This window comes from Arthrobacter rhizosphaerae, from assembly GCF_023062595.1.
Taxonomy (GTDB): Bacteria; Actinomycetota; Actinomycetes; order Actinomycetales; family Micrococcaceae; genus Arthrobacter; species Arthrobacter rhizosphaerae.
In genome coordinates, this window is sequence record NZ_JALLAN010000008.1 from 88924 (window position 1) to 106272 (window position 17349).

Sequence of the window (17349 nt, forward strand, 5' to 3'; positions counted from 1 at the left end):
CTTAACGCTGGTGCCCGCGGCTCAGGCGGTTGCCGAAGACACCCATCCTTGGTCGCGGATGTGCCGAGCCGGCATGGGCCGTGGGAGTGGAAGATCCGGTGTTCACGGCACGCAGGGCACGGGCGAACAGCTTTGCGTCCTGGACGGCCTGGAGCCCGTCAGCTTCGGCGCTGATCCGAAGGACAATGTCCTCCTGGGCGATGGTTCCGCTGTAGCCGTGGTCTGCCTCGCACTGCGGATCGCCGCAGCTGGCTGGCCCGACGTCGAGCCGCTGGCCCCCTGACCAGGCAATTGAGAGAGTTACCTCCCGCACAGGATCCGATGACTTATAGTTTTGCGGCTGGGCGTACATATAACTGAGCACCACGGAGCGGATCTGCGCGACGGGAACGGACTCCGTGGAAATTTGGGCAACGATCTGCTCGCCGGCTTCGTCGAGCTGCTGATCATCCACGTGGGTGATGACCAGCATGTCGTCAGTCAGGACCAGAACTGTAATGTGCCGGCGTACTTCGGCCCGGTCGAAGTGCGTTTCGAGATGGACAAGGTGGGCCACGCAGTCCCGCCCGTCGAGGGCGTCATCAACGACGTCTGCCACGAGCCGAGGATAAAACCCGGCTTGCTGAAGCGCTCCCTCCAGGCTCTGTCCTTGGACGCTGTGGTTGTGTGAGCTGTGGGAATGCGGGACCTGCTGGCCTTGCTGGTTCCCGGTCACGGGCGTTTGCGGCTTCGAGGTGGGAGGCTGGGAGCTCATGACCCCATTTTCACAGATCGGCTGGGGAGTTGCTAACTGCGGGGGTGCGGGAGTGCGCTGCGGCACCTATCCCAGCATGATCCTGCGGGCCGTATCCGTGCGCTTGGAGGCGTTGGCAATCCGTACGTCTGCAGCCAGGATGGAAAGCCCTGAGGCGCCCGCGAGGACCGGATTGAACTCCACGAGGGCAACTTCGGGATGATTGTCCTTAAGCATCGTCAGGCGAACCGCCAGGTCTTCCAATGCCGCCACGTCGACGGCGGGAAGTCCCTGGTATCCGAAAAGTTTCCGGGCCGCCCGCGGGGCACGAATGAATTCGTGAACGTCCGACGCCGAGAGCGGAGGCACCCGGTGGGCCCAATCATCCAGGAGGTTGACGGCGTCGCCCGCGAGGCCAAAGGAAACGACGGGTCCCAGCAATGCATCCTCGATGGCACGGAACGTGCACGCCTGCCCCACCGGCGCCATCGATTGCACCTCCAGGGTTGTGGAACCGTACGGCTCCAGTACATGCTGCATCTCCCGTATATTCCGGTGGAGCGAGTCTGCGTCCTGGATATCCAGCCGGACGCCGCCAAGATCCAGCCTGTGCCGAAGCGTGGAGTCCGTTGTTTTCAGTGCAACTGGCCAGCCCAGCCTTCCGGCCGCTTCCATTGCCTCATCCACGGTGGAAAATCCTTCTGACGGCACTAACCGGATGCCGTAATGCCCCAGTAGCTGCGCCGCCGTGGATTGGTCCAACCGGACGAGCTGCTCGCCACTGACGCCGTGGAGCAACCCGTCCAGCATGGTACGGGCAGCCTCGGGATCACAGCCCGCCGGCTCCACAAAAAGCCCCTGGTCGCGGTTCACCCACTGCACGTAGCGGACAACGGCAGCCAACGCGGCCACTCCCGCCTCGGGGTTGGAAAAGCACGGCAAGGGAAGGCTGGCCGGCGGTTCGGCTGCCACCATCCCTTCCACATAAATTGAAGGATCCAGAATGCCCGTAAACGCGGCGACGACAGGCTTGCCGGCCGCGGTGGAGCACTCGGCCAGCACCCCCGCAATGTTCTCCACCGTCAGCCCACGTGCAGGCAGCAACGCCACCAGCACCGAATGAACGGATTCTGCATTGAGCGCTTCGGCGAGCGCCCGACGCAGGGCCGGAAGGGCAACAGACATCCCTGCGTCCAGATCCACGTCCGTTACGGTCTGCTCCACGGCTAGCCCGTGGGCCGTGGCGCTGTCCGCTACTACCTTCCCCAAGGCCTGGGAGTTGCTGACCACTGCGATGCCCGGTCCTGCCGGGAGCGGCTGGCGGGAAACAACCTGGGCAACATCCATCAGCTGTTCAATGGTTTCCACCGGAATCACTCCGGCCTGACGCATCATCGCGTCCAGCGCGCCGGCGGGTGCCTGAGTGGTCCGGACCGCGTGGCCGGGTGGCAATTGAAGGCCCATGGAACCGGACTTGGCCACGATGACCGGCTTGGTGAGCGCCAGGCGCCGGGCGAGACGCGAAAACTTGCGCGGGTTACCGATCGACTCCAGATAGAGGCCCACGGCGGCGGTGTCGGCGTCGTCCTCCCAGAATTGCATCATGTCGTTACCGGATACATCCGCCCGATTGCCTGCGGACAGGAAGGTGGAGATTCCCAGCCGCCGGCGGCTGGACGCGGCGTAGAGCGAGACTCCGATAGCCGCAGACTGGCTGAAGAGTCCAAGCCCTCCCCGGAGGGGCAGGCTTGGCGCCATCGATGCGTTGAGGGAGACAGCCGGGTTGGTGTTCACGATGCCCAGGGAGGCCGGCCCGATGACCCTCATGCCGTTGGCCCTCGCCTGCCGGACCAGTTCGCGTTGCCGGGCGAGCCCCGCTTCGCCCGCTTCTGCGTAACCGGCGGTCGCCACCACAAGCCCCTTGACCCCGGCAGCGGCGCATTCGTCGACGACCTTTGTGACCTCGTCCTGTGGGACGGCCACAATGGCCAGCCGCACGGCGTCGGGAACCTCGGACAGCCTGCCAAAGGAGAGCATGCCGGCCAGCTCAAGTGCCTCAGGATTGATGGCATAAACAGGCCCGGTAAACCCGCCTTCGATGATGTGTTCCAGGAGCTGATAGCCGATAGAGCCCCATTTACGGCTTGCGCCGATGACTGCGACGGATGACGGCGCCAGCAGTTCCTGGATACTTCTTGCCTCGGCTCGGTGCTCGCGGGATTCCATGACTGCCCGGGATTTGTCCGTGGGGTCGATGTTGAATTCGAGGCTGACCACGCCGTCATCGAAATGACGCCTGACGTCATAGCCGGCGTCGGAGAAGACCATCAGCATTTTCTGGTTCTCCGGCAGGACCTCTGCACTGAACCTGCGGATTCCCTTTTCCCTTGCGGCCGCTGCAAGGTGCTCGAGCAGGATCGACCCGATCCCCCGCCCCTGGTGGGCGTCGGCGATATTGAAGGCGACTTCGGCTTCAACCGGATCATCCAGCCGGTCGTACCGGCCGATACCTATGATTTCGCCGCCGATCGTGATGACCAGCGCAACCCGGTCCTGGTAGTCGACTTCTGTGAAGCGTTTGAGCTCCTTGGCGCTCAAGCGGGATTTGAACGCGAAGAAACGCATGTAGATTGAATTCTGCGATTGCCCGGTATGGAAGGTCTGCACGGCGTCCGCGTCAGAGGGATGAATAGGGCGCAGATGAGCTGTCCCACCATCCCTGAGGACGACATCGGCTTCCCAATATTCCGGATATTCGCCGTCCCCGGGCTGATCCACCATAGGCTTAGCCTAGCCAAAAACTCCCGCGGCGCACCGCCACGGCTTGATACGCAGTTTTATCCGCAGCTTCATACAGGTACTAACCCGCAAGATACAGAGGAACCTCCAGCCCCATGGCACGCCGCCAAACTCCCGCCGCAGCCGCATTAGTGCAGGACTACACCGAGAACATTGTTGACATTGACGTCACTTCCGAAATGGAAGGCTCATTCCTTGAGTACGCCTACTCGGTGATCTATTCACGCGCCCTTCCTGATGCCAGGGACGGCCTGAAGCCGGTCCAGCGGCGGATTCTGTTCATGATGAGCGAGATGGGCCTCCGTCCTGACCGTGGCCATGTGAAGAGCGCGCGCGTCGTCGGTGAAGTGATGGGCAAGCTCCATCCGCACGGGGATACAGCCATTTATGACGCCATGGTCCGTATGGCTCAGGACTTTTCACTGCGGCTGCCGCTGATCGACGGCCATGGCAACTTCGGATCGCTCGACGACGGCCCCGCGGCTCCGCGGTACACCGAGGCCCGCCTCGCGGCCGCGGCTTTGACGCTGACAGACCATCTCGACGAAGACGTCGTCAACTTCATTCCCAACTACGACAACCAGCTGACCCAGCCGGAGGTCCTGCCCGCCGCGTTCCCGAATCTCCTGGTCAATGGCGCCACGGGCATCGCCGTCGGCATGGCCACGAATATGGCTCCGCACAACCTCGTGGAAATCATTGCCGCGGCCCGTCACCTGATTGCCAACCCTGATGCCACTCTCGCCGACATCATGAAATTCGTGCCCGGACCCGATCTCCCTACGGGCGGACGGATTGTTGGGTTGGACGGGATCCGCGACGCTTATGCCACTGGCCGCGGCTCCTTCAAGACGCGGGCCAAAGTGGAGGTCGAGCAGCTTTCAGCCCGCCGCACGGGCCTGGTGGTCACGGAACTGCCTTACATGGTGGGTCCCGAAAAAGTGATAGAAAAGATCAAGGACGCGGTCAACGGCAAAAAGCTGACGGGCATCAGCGACGTTGTGGACCTGACCGACCGGAAGCACGGACTGCGGCTGGTCATCGAGCTCAAGAACGGCTTCAACCCCAACGCCGTACTGCAGCAGCTCTACCGATACTCACCGATGGAAGACTCCTTCGGCATCAACAATGTGACCCTGGTGGACGGTCAGCCGCAAACGCTTGGACTCCTGCAGCTCCTATCGGTGTACGTTGGTCACCGCATCAGCGTGGTCAGGCGGCGCACCGCGTTCAGGCTCGGGAAGAAGAAGGACCGGCTGCATCTGGTCGAAGGCCTCCTGATTGCCATCGTCGACATCGATGAAGTCATCCAGATCATCCGCTCGTCAGATGAAGCGTCGGCGGCCCGTGAGCGACTCATGTCGATTTATGACCTCTCCGAAATCCAGGCGAATTACATTCTGGAACTCAGGCTCCGGCAACTCACTAAATACTCCCGCATCGAGCTTGAAAAAGAGCAGGATCAGCTCCGCCGTGAGATTGAGGAGCTCGAGGCTATCCTGGCTTCGGACGAGCGGCTCCGCGACCTCGTATCCAGCGAACTGGCGGAGATCGCGGAGAAGTACGGTACCCCCCGGCGGACGGTGCTGCTGGAATCAGAGGCCGTCTCCCCTACCGTTGCTGCAGCCCTTGCCGCCGGTCCGGGAGCCAAAGGCAAGGCAGTTCCGCTGGCTCTGGAAATCGCGGACGACCCGTGCTGGGCAATCCTGACCGCCTCGGGCCAGATCGCCAGGACGTCCAACCGGGACGATCTTTCAGAGACAGGACCACGGACCAAGCATGACGTCTTCCGTTCCGTCGTGAAAACCTCTGCCCGGGGTGAGGTCGCTGCAGTGACCTCGTTGGGCAGGATGTTGCGTGTCCAGGTAATGGATATGCCGGTGCTGCCTCCGACCTCAGGCCTTCCCAACCTGGCTGGCGGGGTGCCGGCGAAAGACTTCATCACCTTGCTCAAAGGCGAGGCTCTGGTGGCATTCGCGCCCCTGGACGAAGTGCTCGCCATCGGAACAGCGCTTGGAGTGGTCAAACGCGTCCAGCCCGATTACCCCCTGAACCGCGAGGACTGGGAAGTGATCACGCTCAAGGACAAGGACACCGTGGTTGGCGTGGAATCCGCTGCCGACGACGATCACCTCGTCTTTGTGACGCGCCAGGCACAGCTGCTCCGGTTCAGTGCAGGCGCTGTCCGTCCGCAGGGCAGGACAGCGGGCGGCATGGCAGGAATCAAACTGGCCGACGGCGATGAAGTAGTGCACTTCGGCACCGTTCGCCCGGATGACGACGACGCCGTCGTCGTCACCATTGCGGGCACCAACGGTGCCCTGCCCGGCACCGCTCCCGGAACCGCGAAAGTTACAGCGCTGGCCGAATATCCCCTGAAGGGGCGTGCCACAGCAGGTGTCCGTGCGCACCGGTTCCTCAAAGGGGAAGACGTGCTGCTGCTTGGATGGGCCGGACACGGTCCCGCCAGGGCCTCGTCGCTGGCTGGTGTGGCACGGTCGCTTCCCCAGGAGCACGGTCGAAGGGACGGTTCAGGGATTCCCCTGTCTCAAGCCATCGACGCGATCGGCCCAAGCATGACGTGGTCCGACACCGCCGAGGCTGCTTCCTGAGTCCATCACCGTCCGGGCCCTAGACTACTGGCATGCCTATCATCCCCGATGAAAAAGACTGGACCTGGGTGCTGTCCCGGCCCTGCCCCGAGTGCGGTTTCGATGCTTCGACGGTGACTCCTTCCACCGTTCCGGGGACGGTGACCAACATGCTCCCGCGGTGGCGCGCAGCCTTGCGCCGCCCGGATGTAGCTGAGCGTCCTGACGATGCCACCTGGTCTGTGCTTGAGTATGCCTCGCATGTGAGGGATGTTTTCAGCCTCTTCGACCGCAGGCTCAACCAGATGCTGACGGAGGACAACGCCCGCTTCGAGAACTGGGACCAGGACCGGACGGCCATTGAGAAGGACTACGCCAATGCAGATCCTGCCGTGGTCAGCTCTGAGCTCACAGCAGAGGGGCAGCAGGTAGCTGAGTCCTTTGCCGGGGTGCGCCAGGAACAATGGGTCCGCCGCGGCATCCGCAGCAACGGCTCGGAGTTCACTGTGCTGACCTTGGCGCAGTACTTCCTCCATGACGTGGTGCATCATCTCCACGATGTGGACGGCTGAGATGGGGATGGATGAGCCGTGGACGGGTGAGTCCTCGGATTGACCTCCGGAATCGTTGACCGGTCCGGCCGGTAATCCTAGACTCGGGGGCAACGCCACTACGATCGGCTCAGCGATGTCACCTCTCAATGTCCGATTGAGGGTTCATCCATTCGCGCGGAAGCAGAAATCGATGACAACACCCCATCAAGGTGACCCGGAATCCACGATCGATCGTGCACTGCAGCAATTGCGCGGGGCGCTTTCGGGATCGCTGATCGAGCCGCAGGATCTGCAGTACGAGGACGCCCGTCGCGTGTGGAACGGAATGGTCGATCTCCGTCCCCGTGCCATCGCCCGGGCGGGAGCAGTAGCTGACATCGATGCGGTGCTTGACGCCGTCCGGCAATCCGGCTTGACCCTCGCCGTCCGGGGCGGAGGACACAACGTCGCCGGCCACGGCACCGTCGAAGGTGGCCTCGTACTGGACCTGGGTCAATTGCGTAACGTGACCGTGGATCCGCAGCAGCAGCTCGTGACCGTCGAGCCAGGGGCGACTCTGGCAGAAGTAGACGCCGCGACAACCGCACATGATCTGGCAGTTCCCTTCGGTGTAATCAGCGCTACGGGTGTAGCCGGGCTGACTCTGGGCGGCGGTGTCGGATGGTTGACGCGCTCTTACGGACTGAGTCTGGACAACCTGCAATCCGCCGACGTCGTCACCGCGGAAGGGGAGCACCTTCATGCCAGCAGGGAGGAGAACACTGAGTTGTTCTGGGGATTGCGGGGCGGAGGCGGGAACTTTGGTGTGGTCTCCTCCTTCACCTTCCGGGCCCGCCGGCTTCCTGCTTCTCTCCTGGGCGGAAACCTGTTCTATCGTCCCGAGCACTGGGAGAAGGCCTTGGCCGCCTTCGGTTCGTGGACGCGCGGTCTGCCAGAGGAAATGAACCCGATCATCTCCTTTCTGGTGCTTCCGCCTGAGTTCGGCATGGGCGGGGAACCATGGATGATTATCGGATTTGCCTGGGTGAGCGAAAACCATCAGGCCGGGCTTGATTTGGTCCAGCAGCTGGCGGTGGAGGCGCCGCCCGACGAGCAGGAGGTGGGGCCGGTCCGGTGGGTTGAATGGCAGAGCGCCATGGACAGCGTCTTCCCAAAAGGCTCACGGGGATACTGGAAGAATCTGTCCTTCTCACGGCTTGACGAGGAGGTGATCAAGGTCCTGGTGGGATTCGCTTCCGAGGTGACCTGGCACGGCACCGGGATCGACATCCACCATATGGAAGGCGCTTTTGGGCGCGTGGCCGAGGACGCTACCGCTTTCCCCACCCGGTCAGCCCGCTACTGGCTCAATGTCTACGGATTTTGGCGCGATCCGGAGGAGGACGCACGGCTTACCGCGTTCGCCCGGAAGGCCCACGCCCTCATGCGCCCCTTTGCCGAGCATGGTGAATACGTCAACTTCCTCGGAGCCGAACTTCCTACCGGGGAGGAAGATGCAGCGCGCCAGGCCTATGGTCAGGATAAGTACCAGAGGCTCGTGGCCATCAAGGAGCGCTATGACCCGCAGAACATCTTCCGCCTCAACCACAACATCAGCCCTGGGCAAGGGTCCTGACTCTCATGCTGCACCACTGATCTGGCCTACAATTCCTTGTCCCACGCCATGCTGCGGTTCACAACGGTGTAGCCCATCTTCGTGTAGAGCGCGAGGGCACCTGTAGGATTTTCGGAGTCGACATCCAGCGAGGCCTTGTCCAGCCCGGCCGCCGCGAACCTTCTCATGGCGTCTGCAAGGAGTGCGCTGGCTATGCCCCGGCCGCGGTAGTCCCGTCTGACCCCCAGCAAATCGGTGTACCCCTCTGTGAAACCCCGGGACACAGCAATGTGGGGATCATGCGTGGCCAGTTGATAGCCCGCAACTTGTCCTGTGGCGCGATCCAGGACAACGGCGCTGAGGTCCGGGCGGGCCAACGGATCGTTCACGGTGTCCGCCCACGATTCCTCATCCCGGGGTTCGCTCCCCCAATGGTCCCTGAAGGCATCGTTGTGGGCCTCCCGCACGGATTCGTTGAGGTGCGGGGCCATCCCCACAAGCTCCAGACCGCTATCGAGGTGAAAGCCGGGTAGCGGCGTATTCAGCGGCCGGTGCATCTCGTTGTAGTACCGGACGACGACGAACCCGGACCGGCCAAACAGTCCAGCCTGATGGCGGTGCTGCTCTTCCATATGGACGCGAAGACGGGGACGCGGAGCCGCCTGGGTTTGGTCTGGGCCCGTTCCGTTGGCGGCCCGGTCCTCAGCGAACCTGTCCACGGTCCGTGCTTCCAGCCAAGCAAGCAGAGCCGTTCCTATTCCTTTTCGCTGCCACTCCGGGTCCACACAGCCGAACCCGTAGGCCTTGTCCCCCTCCGGGTTCTTGGTGATGCGTGCATATGCCCGGGGGATCCCCTCGCGCTCCACACCGATGATTGTGTTGGCTGCAGGCCGGTTTTTCTTTGACTCCAGGATCTGGACCAGATCCTCCTCCTTTTCGAACCAGACGGGCTGTTCCACAGCTGCGGTCCGTTGAATCAGTCCAGCCCAGGAATCGAGATCCTGCAGCGTGGCTGGGCGCCATGACAGCAGTCGTGGGAGTATTCCGGCCTGCGGGCGTGGATTGCGGTAGTCGCCGGCATCGTGATTCATGGCAATAGGCTAGCGTCCGGCTCCTGCCCGCGCCAGAATGGCCCTCGTGGTGTGGCCCGCGTGCTCCTCAAGACGGATAACGTGGTCAGTCGAGTGGATGTCGGCCGGATTATGGCTCACCAGAACAACGGTCTTGTCCTTGAGCCCGCTGCGGAGGTCCGCCAGCATGGCTCGCCCCGCTGCGGCATCCAGATGTGCCGTGGGTTCGTCCAACAGGATGACATCCGCCCCGGTCAATAGTGTCCGTGCCACAGCAAGCCTCTGACGCTCGCCACCGCTCAGGAATGACCCGGAGGGCCCGATCCTTGTCTCGATACCTTCGGTCAGCCTGTCTATCAGTGGGCTCAACCCCACCGCGGCCAGGGCTGCCTTCATCGCAGCATCCGCTGAGCCGCCCCTAGCCCTTTGATCCACACTTTCGCCCTGCCCGCTTTCATCCTTTGAGCCGGCGTCTTCACAACCAGGCAGTCCCAGCATCAGGTTTCCCCGGATCGTGGAATCAAAGAGATGCGCCTCCTGAGGGCACCACGCCACTTTTCCGGTGACGAGAACGCGACCCTTCCTGGCCGGCAGGAAGCCAAGGATGGCGGACAAGAGGGTGGATTTACCCGATCCCGAAGTCCCGGTGACGGCCAACCACGTACCTGGTTCGGCAACGGCGGACAATTCCTCAAAAACCGGCAGCCCTCCCGGCCAGGCTGCGGTGAGCCCGTCCAGCTCAACTCCCGGCCGCTCCCCTGCCCGGCCGGGCACCGGAACCAGGCCATCGATGATTGTTGCGTCTCCGGCACGGCTCTCCCTGGCACAGCTCTCCCCGGCAGGGTGCTCCCCAGCGGTGCCTACCGAGGCAGGATTCTCTCCAAGAGGAGCGCCCAAAACGCCGGCTCCGCTGATGCGCTGCAGTACGGAGCGGAGGGCGGGATACTGCCGGACCGAACTTGCCATGGCTGAGTAGGGCTCCACAAGGGCAAGCTGAATCAATACGAGAACTGCCGCCGTCGCAGGTTCCACAGCTCCCGTCATCACAACTGGTGCGGCGAGCACGGCGGAGATCAGGGCTGCTGCTCCACAGGCCAGAACGGTCAGTGCCTGCCCGAGGCCCTCAGCCCACGCCGAGCGGACGGAGGCGGCTGTGGCCGCACGGTCAGCGTCCTGGATTGCCGAGAGCACCGGTCCGGCGGCATGGTTTGCCTGCAGTTCCATCCGGGCATCCAGCGCCGCCGCCACGTCCCGAAGCACCCCGGTGCGAAGCCGCTGTTCGGCCCTGGCTGACATTCTGTCGGCAAGGAGAGCCAGAGCGGGAGACCCCAGCAGTGACACCAAGGCTGCACCCATGGTGGCCGGCAGTGCCGCCGGAAGCAGGAGTCCGGTAGCCAGAACAGCCCCTGCTGCCACGGCAATTGCGGTCAACGGGGGCAGCACAACCCTGGGCAGCAGATCGCGCACTGTGTCAACGTCATCAATGACAGATCCGAGCACGTGTCCGCCCTGCAGCAGTTTCCGGACTGCCAGCGCCCGTCTGCTCAGCGATTCCCATAGCCGTCCGCGGAGTGAGGTCAAAGCAGCGAACACGGCATCGTGCAGGAGCAGCCGTTCGCAGTACCGCAGGACGGCACGGCCGATGCCGAAGAACCGTACACCGACGATAGCTGTGAGCAGGTACAGGATGGGTGGCTGCTCGCCCGCCCGGATGATCAGCCAGCCGGACAGCCCTGCGAGCGCGACGGCGAACAGTGAGGCAAGCACGCCGACGGTAACCGCTGAGGTGAACTTCAAGGCTTGCGGAGCGAGCAGGCTCAGCAATGCCCTGAAGGTGTTCCCCCTGCGTGGGCACTCTTTGACTGTGGGGGCGGAGATGGTGCGCTTTACCGAATCGGTAGACGATACAGAAGCGGCAGCGGAGGAGACTGGGCCGGAACTGGGCTCAGCTGATGGCGGCTCAGCAATTGGGGCCTGCGCAACGGAGACCGCACGGGCGCCAGGTTCATGTGCCACGGGAACAATCTTGTCGGCCAACTGGCGGGTGGTCGGATCATGGCCAACAAGGACGACTGTCACTTGGCCCCGCAATGCCAGGATGGCGTGGTTGATGATGGAAGCTGTCTCAGGATCCAGATGGGCAGTGGGTTCATCCAGCAGTAGCAGCGTGGCCCCGGCCTCGATCCTGGCCAGTCCGCGGGCCAGAGCTACCCGCCGCAGCTCCCCTGGGCTCAACTCCGCTGGATGCTTATTTGCAAGGTGGGCCGCCGCCACGGAAGCAAGGCAGCGCTCCGCCATTTCTGTAGTGCCCTCGGCGGGCAGGAATCCCTTGTCCGAGGCTGTCAGGTACAGCTTCACTTCATCCAGCACTGTCGGTGCGACCATGACCGGGTGCTGGGGCACCCATGCCACATCAGCTCGATCAAAGCCGGCTATTCCGCCGCGGACCGCGGTGGAACCACCGTTTCCCACCGTGCCTGCCAGCACCCCCAGAACAGTACTCTTTCCCGCGCCGCTTACTCCGTCCAGGGCCGTTATGCTTCCGGCTGCTGCCTCAAAGCTCAATGGCGCGACGGCGGGAATGTCTCTTCCGCTGAACCTCACCTCCAGGCCGCGGACGACGACTGCTGGCGGACCGCCGTCGTCGTTCTTATGGTGGTCCGCTTGGCCCGCTTCAAGCGGTACCGCTTGTGGCGCATCCAGGACCAGCGTTGCCTCAGCGAGCGCTGCCCGGCCGTCGTCGCTGGCGTGATGGGCGGTGCCCAGCTCCCGCAGCGGGAGATAGCAGTCCGGGGCCAGGATCAGCGCGAGGAGCCCCGCCTCCAGAGGCATCTCCCCGTGGACCAGGCGCACTCCGATAAACACGGCCACGACGGCCACGGAGATCGTGGCAATCAGTTCCAGTGCCAGGGCGGAGAGGAACGCGGTGCGCAGGGTGCCCATGGTGCGGACGCGGTATTCGTCAGAGATCTCTTCGAGGGCTTTCCTCTGCGCACTGGCACGTCCCAGGCCAACCAGGACCGGCAGGCCCTTTGCAAGTTCGAGCATGTGTCCGGACAGTCGGGCGAGTGCCGTTTGGGCTTCCCTGACGCGGTCTTCCGTATACCGGCCGATCAGAACCATAAATACAGGGACGAGCGGGACGGTTAGCACAATGACTGCTGCGCTGACCCAGTCGGCAAAGAGGATGCGCGCCCCCAGCAAGAGAGGAACCGCGGCGCAATTGACCAGCGCCGGCAGGAACTGGGTGTAGTAGCTGTCCAGGGCGTCCAGTCCCCGGGTGGCCAGAATGGCGAGTCCTCCATCGGAGGGGCCGGCACTACGGGTCCCGGTCCGGAGGGCCCTATCCAGGAGCTCGGACCGCAGTTGTTCTTTCACGCCCAAGGACGCGCGCCGGGCCGCGACGGACTGGGCCCACGTCGTAAGCGAACGCAGTAGAACACCGGCCATTCCCCAGGCCAGCTGCTGGCCCCAGGCCGGGTCGTTGGCCATCAGTCCTGCAAGTACCGAGGCAACTGCCTGGGCCATCAGCACAAGTGACAATGCTTTCAGGGCAGCCAGGAGTCCCAGCAGGTAGATGGCGGATCTGGTGGCCGGCCCGGAGGGGAAGGTGGGTCTCACGACGGATCAGTCCTTGATGACCATGGCTTTGGCAGCGATCGCGGGAAGGAAGCTGTGCGCCTCGGGGATGTGACTGGCGCTTACGCGGCGCCTGAACACCCAGTAGGTCCACGCCTGATATGCGAGGACCAGGGGAAGCCCGATGGCGGCAACGATACTCATCAGCCCCAGAGTGTAATCGGAGGAGGAGGCATTGATCACCGTGAGGCTGAAGTCCGGATTGATGGTGGACGGGAGAACTACCGGGAAAGCAGCACCGAAGATCGAGGCGGTACCCGCGACGAGGAAGACGCCAAGGGCCAGGAATGCCTTGCCTTCTGAGCCGCGCCGGGCGAAGCTCCACGCCAGGACCGCCGCAACCACCGCGACAACAACGGCACCCCACGTCCAGGGTTCGCCGCTGAGCAGCTGGACACTGACCGCCCACGCTGCCAGGGGCAGCAGAAGGACGGGCAACAGCCGGACAAACCAGCGCCGTGCGCGGTGCCGGACTTCGCCGTCCGTCTTCAGGGCCAGGAAAGCGAGGCCGTGCACAATCGCGAAGCCCACGACGGCGAATCCCCCGAGCAGCGCGTAGCCGCTGAACCAGGCAAACGGGCCGCCTTCCCGGTCCCCGTTTGCGTTGAGGGGCAGGCCTGTGGTGGTGAGGGCCAAAGTCGCGCCGACGCCAAAGGCGGCCACGAACGACCCAGCGGCAATCGCCAGGTCCCAGCCGGTACGCCAACGCTCAGTGTCCACTTTTCCCCGGTACTCAAAGGCAACGGCGCGGAAAATGAGCGCCACGAGCACCAACAGAAGTGGCAGGTAGAGGGCCGAAAAAAGGGAGGCGTACCAGAGCGGGAAGGCCGCGAACGTTGCACCTGCCGCGGTCAGGAGCCACACCTCATTTCCGTCCCATACCGGCCCGATCGTATTGAGCAGGACGCGCCGATCCGTGTTATTGCGAGCGAAGAGCTTCATCAGCATGCCGACGCCGAGGTCGAAGCCTTCAAGAAAGAGGTAGCCGGTCCACAGCAAAGCAATGGCGACGAACCAGATGGTGGGTAGCAGTTCCATGCTCAGATTCCTTTGCTGTTCTTAGTAGGCGAAGGCGAGGACATCGTCCGGAGCGCCGGGCCTGCCGTCTTTGGTGGAACCGGACGCCCCCGGTCCTTCATCGTCGTCGCCGGGTTCTTGGCCACGGGTCCGTCCGTGCGCAAGCTCCGGCATGGCTGAAGCCACACCTCCGCGGATGTACTTCACCAGCAGTTTCACCTCCACCACAAGCAGCACCGCGTAGATGGAGGCCAGGACTACAAGGGATGTCAGGAGCTCTCCGGCGGAAACCCCGGGCGAAACGGCCGCGGCGGTGAACATAAACACCTGGTCAATGCCGCTGGGGTCCGGATTGGGTGCAACCACGAAGGGCTGGCGGCCCATCTCCGTGAAGATCCAGCCAGCGGCGTTGGCTCCGAACGGAGCCAGGATCCCGAAGACGGCAAGGCGCATCAGGCCCCGGGAGGCCGGAACGGTTCCATTCCTGGTGGCCCAAAGAGCCAGGAGTGCCGCGAAAGCCGCCATTCCTCCAAAGCCGATCATCATGCGGAAACCCCAGTACGTCACCTCCATCACGGGGACGTACTCGATTTCCTGGCCGGCCCGGTCACCGTAAATAGGGTTATCGGGGAGGTTGGTGCCGTACTTGGCCTGATATTCAGGGAGCAGGCTGTTCACGCCCTTGACCTCGGTGGTGAAATCGCCCTTGGCCAGGAAGGAAAGGATGCCCGGGACTTCAATGACGGCGACAATATCGTCACAGTTCTGGGAGCCCACGTTGCCCACGCTGAGGACTGAGAAGCCGGTGCCGTCATGGCAGGCTGCTTCGGCTGCCGCCATTTTCATGGGCTGCTGCTCAAACATCAGTTTGCCCTGCAGGTCCCCCGTCAGGGCTGTTCCGGCGAAGGAAATCATCGCGACGACGGCCCCGATCCGCAGCGAGCGGATCCAGACACTGTGGTCGGTGAGATCGCGGCCGGGAATGTCCGCCTGACCGGGAATGACCTTTCCGTCGGGCCCTACGGTGTCGATGCCGTCATGCCGCCGGCGCCAGAGGTGGTACCAGGCGATCCCCAGCAGGAAAGCTCCTGCTACGGCCAGTGCACCAAAGATGGTGTGGGGAACTGCGACAAGCGCTGTGTTGTTGGTGAAAACGGCCCAGGCGTCTGTCATCACCGGCCTGCCGTTGATCATCTCCACTCCAACGGGATGTTGCATCCAGCTGTTGGCGACGATGATGAAGTACGCCGAGAAAACGGAGCCGACCACCGCAATCCATAGGCAGGCAAGGTGGACGGCGGGCTTGAGCTGTTTCCAGCCAAAGATCCACAAGCCCAGGAAGGTGGATTCGACGAAGAAGGCAAGCAGTGCTTCCATGGCCAGCGGGGCGCCGAACACATCACCCACAAACCGGCTGTACTCGCTCCATGCCATTCCGAACTGGAATTCCTGCACAATGCCGGTGGCAACGCCCATGATGAAGTTGATCAGGAAAAGCTTGCCCCAGAACTTGGTCATCCGCAGGTATTCGGTCTTGCCCGTGCGGTGCCACAGTGTCTGCATCACCGCCACCACGAGTCCAAGGCCAATTGTGAGGGGCACCATCATGAAGTGGTAGACGGTGGTGATTCCGAATTGCCAGCGTGCGATTTCCAAGGCGTCCAAGGCGGTCCCTACTGTTGGCCGGGCTATCAACGGTTGAAACTTCTACAGGGCGTAGAACATGTAACTTCTACAAAGTGTAGAACAAATCCGGTGAGTCCGGAAGCTGCACTCTCACACGGCGAAAAATCGGGCCGACACGCCGGAGAGGTGTTCTACCTCATGTAGAAAGAAAACGGGAAACCGGGTAGATTTGGAGCTGAAGCTTTTAAGAATCGCGCCCTGGTCGAAAACCCGGCCCGGGCGCCGGCGGGACCAGAAGGATGTACGAATGGCAAGTCTTGGGGAACTGGAACGGGCAGTGATGGACCTGCTCTGGGCGGGCCAGGAGGCAGCCACTGCGAACAGGCTTCGCGATCTGCTGGCGCAGAGCACGCAAGCACACGGCGGGTCAGCCGGTCATGTGGGCAAGGACCTTGCCGTGACCACCGTGCTGACGGTGCTCTCCCGGCTGGAAAAGAAGGGTCTTGTGGAGCGCGAACGTGGCACACGCCCTCATCGCTACCAGGCGGTGTCCAGCAGGGAGGACCATACGGCCGAACTCATGCATGAGGTCCTTGGCTCTGCGCCGGACCGCGAAGCAGTCCTCGCCCGCTTCATTGGATCGGTCACTGAAAGTGAAGCTGAAACGCTCCGCAAGCTGCTCGGCCACATTTAGCAGGCCATGTTCTGGACCTCGTATTTTCTGGCGGTCCTGGCGATAGCGCTGGCGTGGCCGGTGCCTATCCTTCTTTCCCGTGCGCGGTGGCCTGCCAGGTCGCCCTTTACGGCCATGCTGTTGTGGCAGGCAATAGCTTTGGCTGGTGGCCTTTCGATGATCGGCGCAATGCTGGTTTATGGCCTGGAACCGCTTGGCGACAACCTCCTGGCAGGACTCAACGCGCTTGCAGCCATGGTCCTGCACAACGCTCCCACTACCGAGCTGGGATTCTGGCACATCTTCGCGTTGTCCGCTGCAGCCCTCCTGACGGCGCACCTGCTGTTTACCCTGTTGCTGACGTACTACCGGATCGAGCGCCAGCGCCGGCGGCATCGGGAACTCCTGGCACTCCTTGCATCTCCCTCCGCAGATGGTCCCCGAACTGTCGTGATCAGTCACGATTCCCCTGTTGCTTATTGCCTTCCCGGCGGGGCGCGCTCGGTCACTGTCCTGTCAGACGGACTGATGTCCGCACTCGAGCCTGCGGAGCTACGAGCCGTCCTCGATCATGAGAACGCGCACCTGGACCAGCGGCACCACCTTCTCTTGTGGGCTTTCGCAGCGTGGCGGCAGGCCCTCCCCTGGCTGCCCACCACCCGGCTTGCCCAGGAAGCGGTCAACTCCCTGATCGAGATGCTGGCCGACGACGTCGCCCTGAGGACCGAGAGCAAAGCCACCCTCATCAAGGCAATCGCCATTGTGGCAAGCGGACCGGCTCCTTCCCCCAACGCCGGTTCCGGATTCACCGGGCAGATCGCACCGGACGTCGAAGCCCAGCCTGATGGGACGACCGGTGGTGCGGGGTCGGCGCTGACCACGGCAACCCGGGTCAGCCGTCTGCTTTCGGCCGAACCGCCGCTTTCCGCAGCCTTCCGAGGCCTGGTTCTCGCGGCGTGCGTGCTGCTGCTTGCTGTTCCCACTGCCTTGCTGATAGTTCCCGGCCTGCTCGGCTAGGGCCACTCCTGCGCAAAGGAACGTCTCCAGTCGGAC

General features: G+C 63.2%; 11 protein-coding genes. 5 read left to right on the top strand and 6 right to left on the bottom strand.

The features are described from left to right. Position 1 precedes the first annotated feature (1 nt). A complete protein-coding gene (locus tag MU551_RS12510; protein WP_247044919.1) occupies positions 2–754 on the bottom strand; it encodes a DUF5998 family protein in 753 nt (250 codons plus the stop codon). Positions 755–820: 66 nt separating this feature from the next. Next, entirely contained in the window at positions 821–3514 is a 2694-nt protein-coding gene (locus MU551_RS12515; protein ID WP_247044924.1) for a bifunctional acetate--CoA ligase family protein/GNAT family N-acetyltransferase, read from the bottom strand. A 113-nt stretch (positions 3515–3627) separates the two neighbouring features. Here MU551_RS12515 and MU551_RS12520 point away from each other — a divergent pair, with 113 nt between their 5' ends. The 3 genes from MU551_RS12520 (at position 3628) to MU551_RS12530 (ending at position 8292) form a co-directional block, all read left to right on the top strand. Continuing rightward, positions 3628–6144 carry a DNA gyrase/topoisomerase IV subunit A gene (locus MU551_RS12520; RefSeq protein ID WP_247044932.1) on the top strand — a complete coding sequence of 839 codons (2517 nt, stop codon included), beginning with the start codon at positions 3628–3630 and terminating at the stop codon, positions 6142–6144. A gap of 32 nt (positions 6145–6176) precedes the next feature. After that, entirely contained in the window at positions 6177–6695 is a 519-nt protein-coding gene (locus MU551_RS12525; protein ID WP_247044940.1) for a DinB family protein, read from the top strand. Positions 6696–6867: 172 nt separating this feature from the next. Then, positions 6868–8292, top strand: coding sequence for an FAD-binding oxidoreductase (locus MU551_RS12530; protein WP_247044942.1), 1425 nt, complete (start codon positions 6868–6870; stop codon positions 8290–8292). Between the two features lie 26 nt (positions 8293–8318). On the opposite strand, the gene MU551_RS12535 is transcribed toward MU551_RS12530, so the two are convergent. Genes MU551_RS12535 through MU551_RS12550 form a run of 4 tightly spaced genes read right to left on the bottom strand, consistent with a single transcriptional unit; the run spans position 8319 to position 15662 of the window. Beyond that, positions 8319–9362: a GNAT family N-acetyltransferase gene (locus MU551_RS12535; protein ID WP_247044944.1), complete on the bottom strand. Its 1044-nt coding sequence runs from the start codon at positions 9360–9362 to the stop codon at positions 8319–8321. Positions 9363–9371: 9 nt separating this feature from the next. Continuing rightward, positions 9372–12962 (bottom strand): thiol reductant ABC exporter subunit CydD, encoded by a 3591-nt coding sequence (cydD, locus tag MU551_RS12540; protein ID WP_247044951.1) that lies wholly within the window; start codon positions 12960–12962, stop codon positions 9372–9374. A 6-nt stretch (positions 12963–12968) separates the two neighbouring features. Then, a complete protein-coding gene (cydB, locus tag MU551_RS12545) occupies positions 12969–14018 on the bottom strand; it encodes a cytochrome d ubiquinol oxidase subunit II (RefSeq protein ID WP_247044959.1) in 1050 nt (349 codons plus the stop codon). A 21-nt stretch (positions 14019–14039) separates the two neighbouring features. Further along, on the bottom strand, positions 14040–15662 hold the full coding sequence (locus MU551_RS12550; RefSeq protein WP_247044961.1) for a cytochrome ubiquinol oxidase subunit I: 1623 nt from the start codon (positions 15660–15662) through the stop codon (positions 14040–14042). 268 nt (positions 15663–15930) lie between these two features. Here MU551_RS12550 and MU551_RS12555 point away from each other — a divergent pair, with 268 nt between their 5' ends. After that, a complete protein-coding gene (locus tag MU551_RS12555; protein WP_247044963.1) occupies positions 15931–16317 on the top strand; it encodes a BlaI/MecI/CopY family transcriptional regulator in 387 nt (128 codons plus the stop codon). Between the two features lie 6 nt (positions 16318–16323). Continuing rightward, positions 16324–17313 carry a M56 family metallopeptidase gene (locus MU551_RS12560; RefSeq protein ID WP_247044965.1) on the top strand — a complete coding sequence of 330 codons (990 nt, stop codon included), beginning with the start codon at positions 16324–16326 and terminating at the stop codon, positions 17311–17313. Positions 17314–17349 lie beyond the last annotated feature (36 nt).

Bases quoted from the DNA above. Each gene is read 5' to 3' on its own strand.
- MU551_RS12510 (WP_247044919.1), bottom strand. From the start codon at position 754: ATGAGCTCCCAGCCTCCCACCTCGAAGCCGCAAACGCCCGTGACCGGG.
- MU551_RS12515 (WP_247044924.1), bottom strand. From the start codon at position 3,514: ATGGTGGATCAGCCCGGGGACGGCGAATATCCGGAATATTGGGAAGCC.
- MU551_RS12520 (WP_247044932.1), top strand. From the start codon at position 3,628: ATGGCACGCCGCCAAACTCCCGCCGCAGCCGCATTAGTGCAGGACTAC.
- MU551_RS12525 (WP_247044940.1), top strand. From the start codon at position 6,177: ATGCCTATCATCCCCGATGAAAAAGACTGGACCTGGGTGCTGTCCCGG.
- MU551_RS12530 (WP_247044942.1), top strand. From the start codon at position 6,868: ATGACAACACCCCATCAAGGTGACCCGGAATCCACGATCGATCGTGCA.
- MU551_RS12535 (WP_247044944.1), bottom strand. From the start codon at position 9,362: ATGAATCACGATGCCGGCGACTACCGCAATCCACGCCCGCAGGCCGGA.
- cydB (WP_247044959.1), bottom strand. From the start codon at position 14,018: ATGGAACTGCTACCCACCATCTGGTTCGTCGCCATTGCTTTGCTGTGG.
- MU551_RS12555 (WP_247044963.1), top strand. From the start codon at position 15,931: ATGGCAAGTCTTGGGGAACTGGAACGGGCAGTGATGGACCTGCTCTGG.
- MU551_RS12560 (WP_247044965.1), top strand. From the start codon at position 16,324: ATGTTCTGGACCTCGTATTTTCTGGCGGTCCTGGCGATAGCGCTGGCG.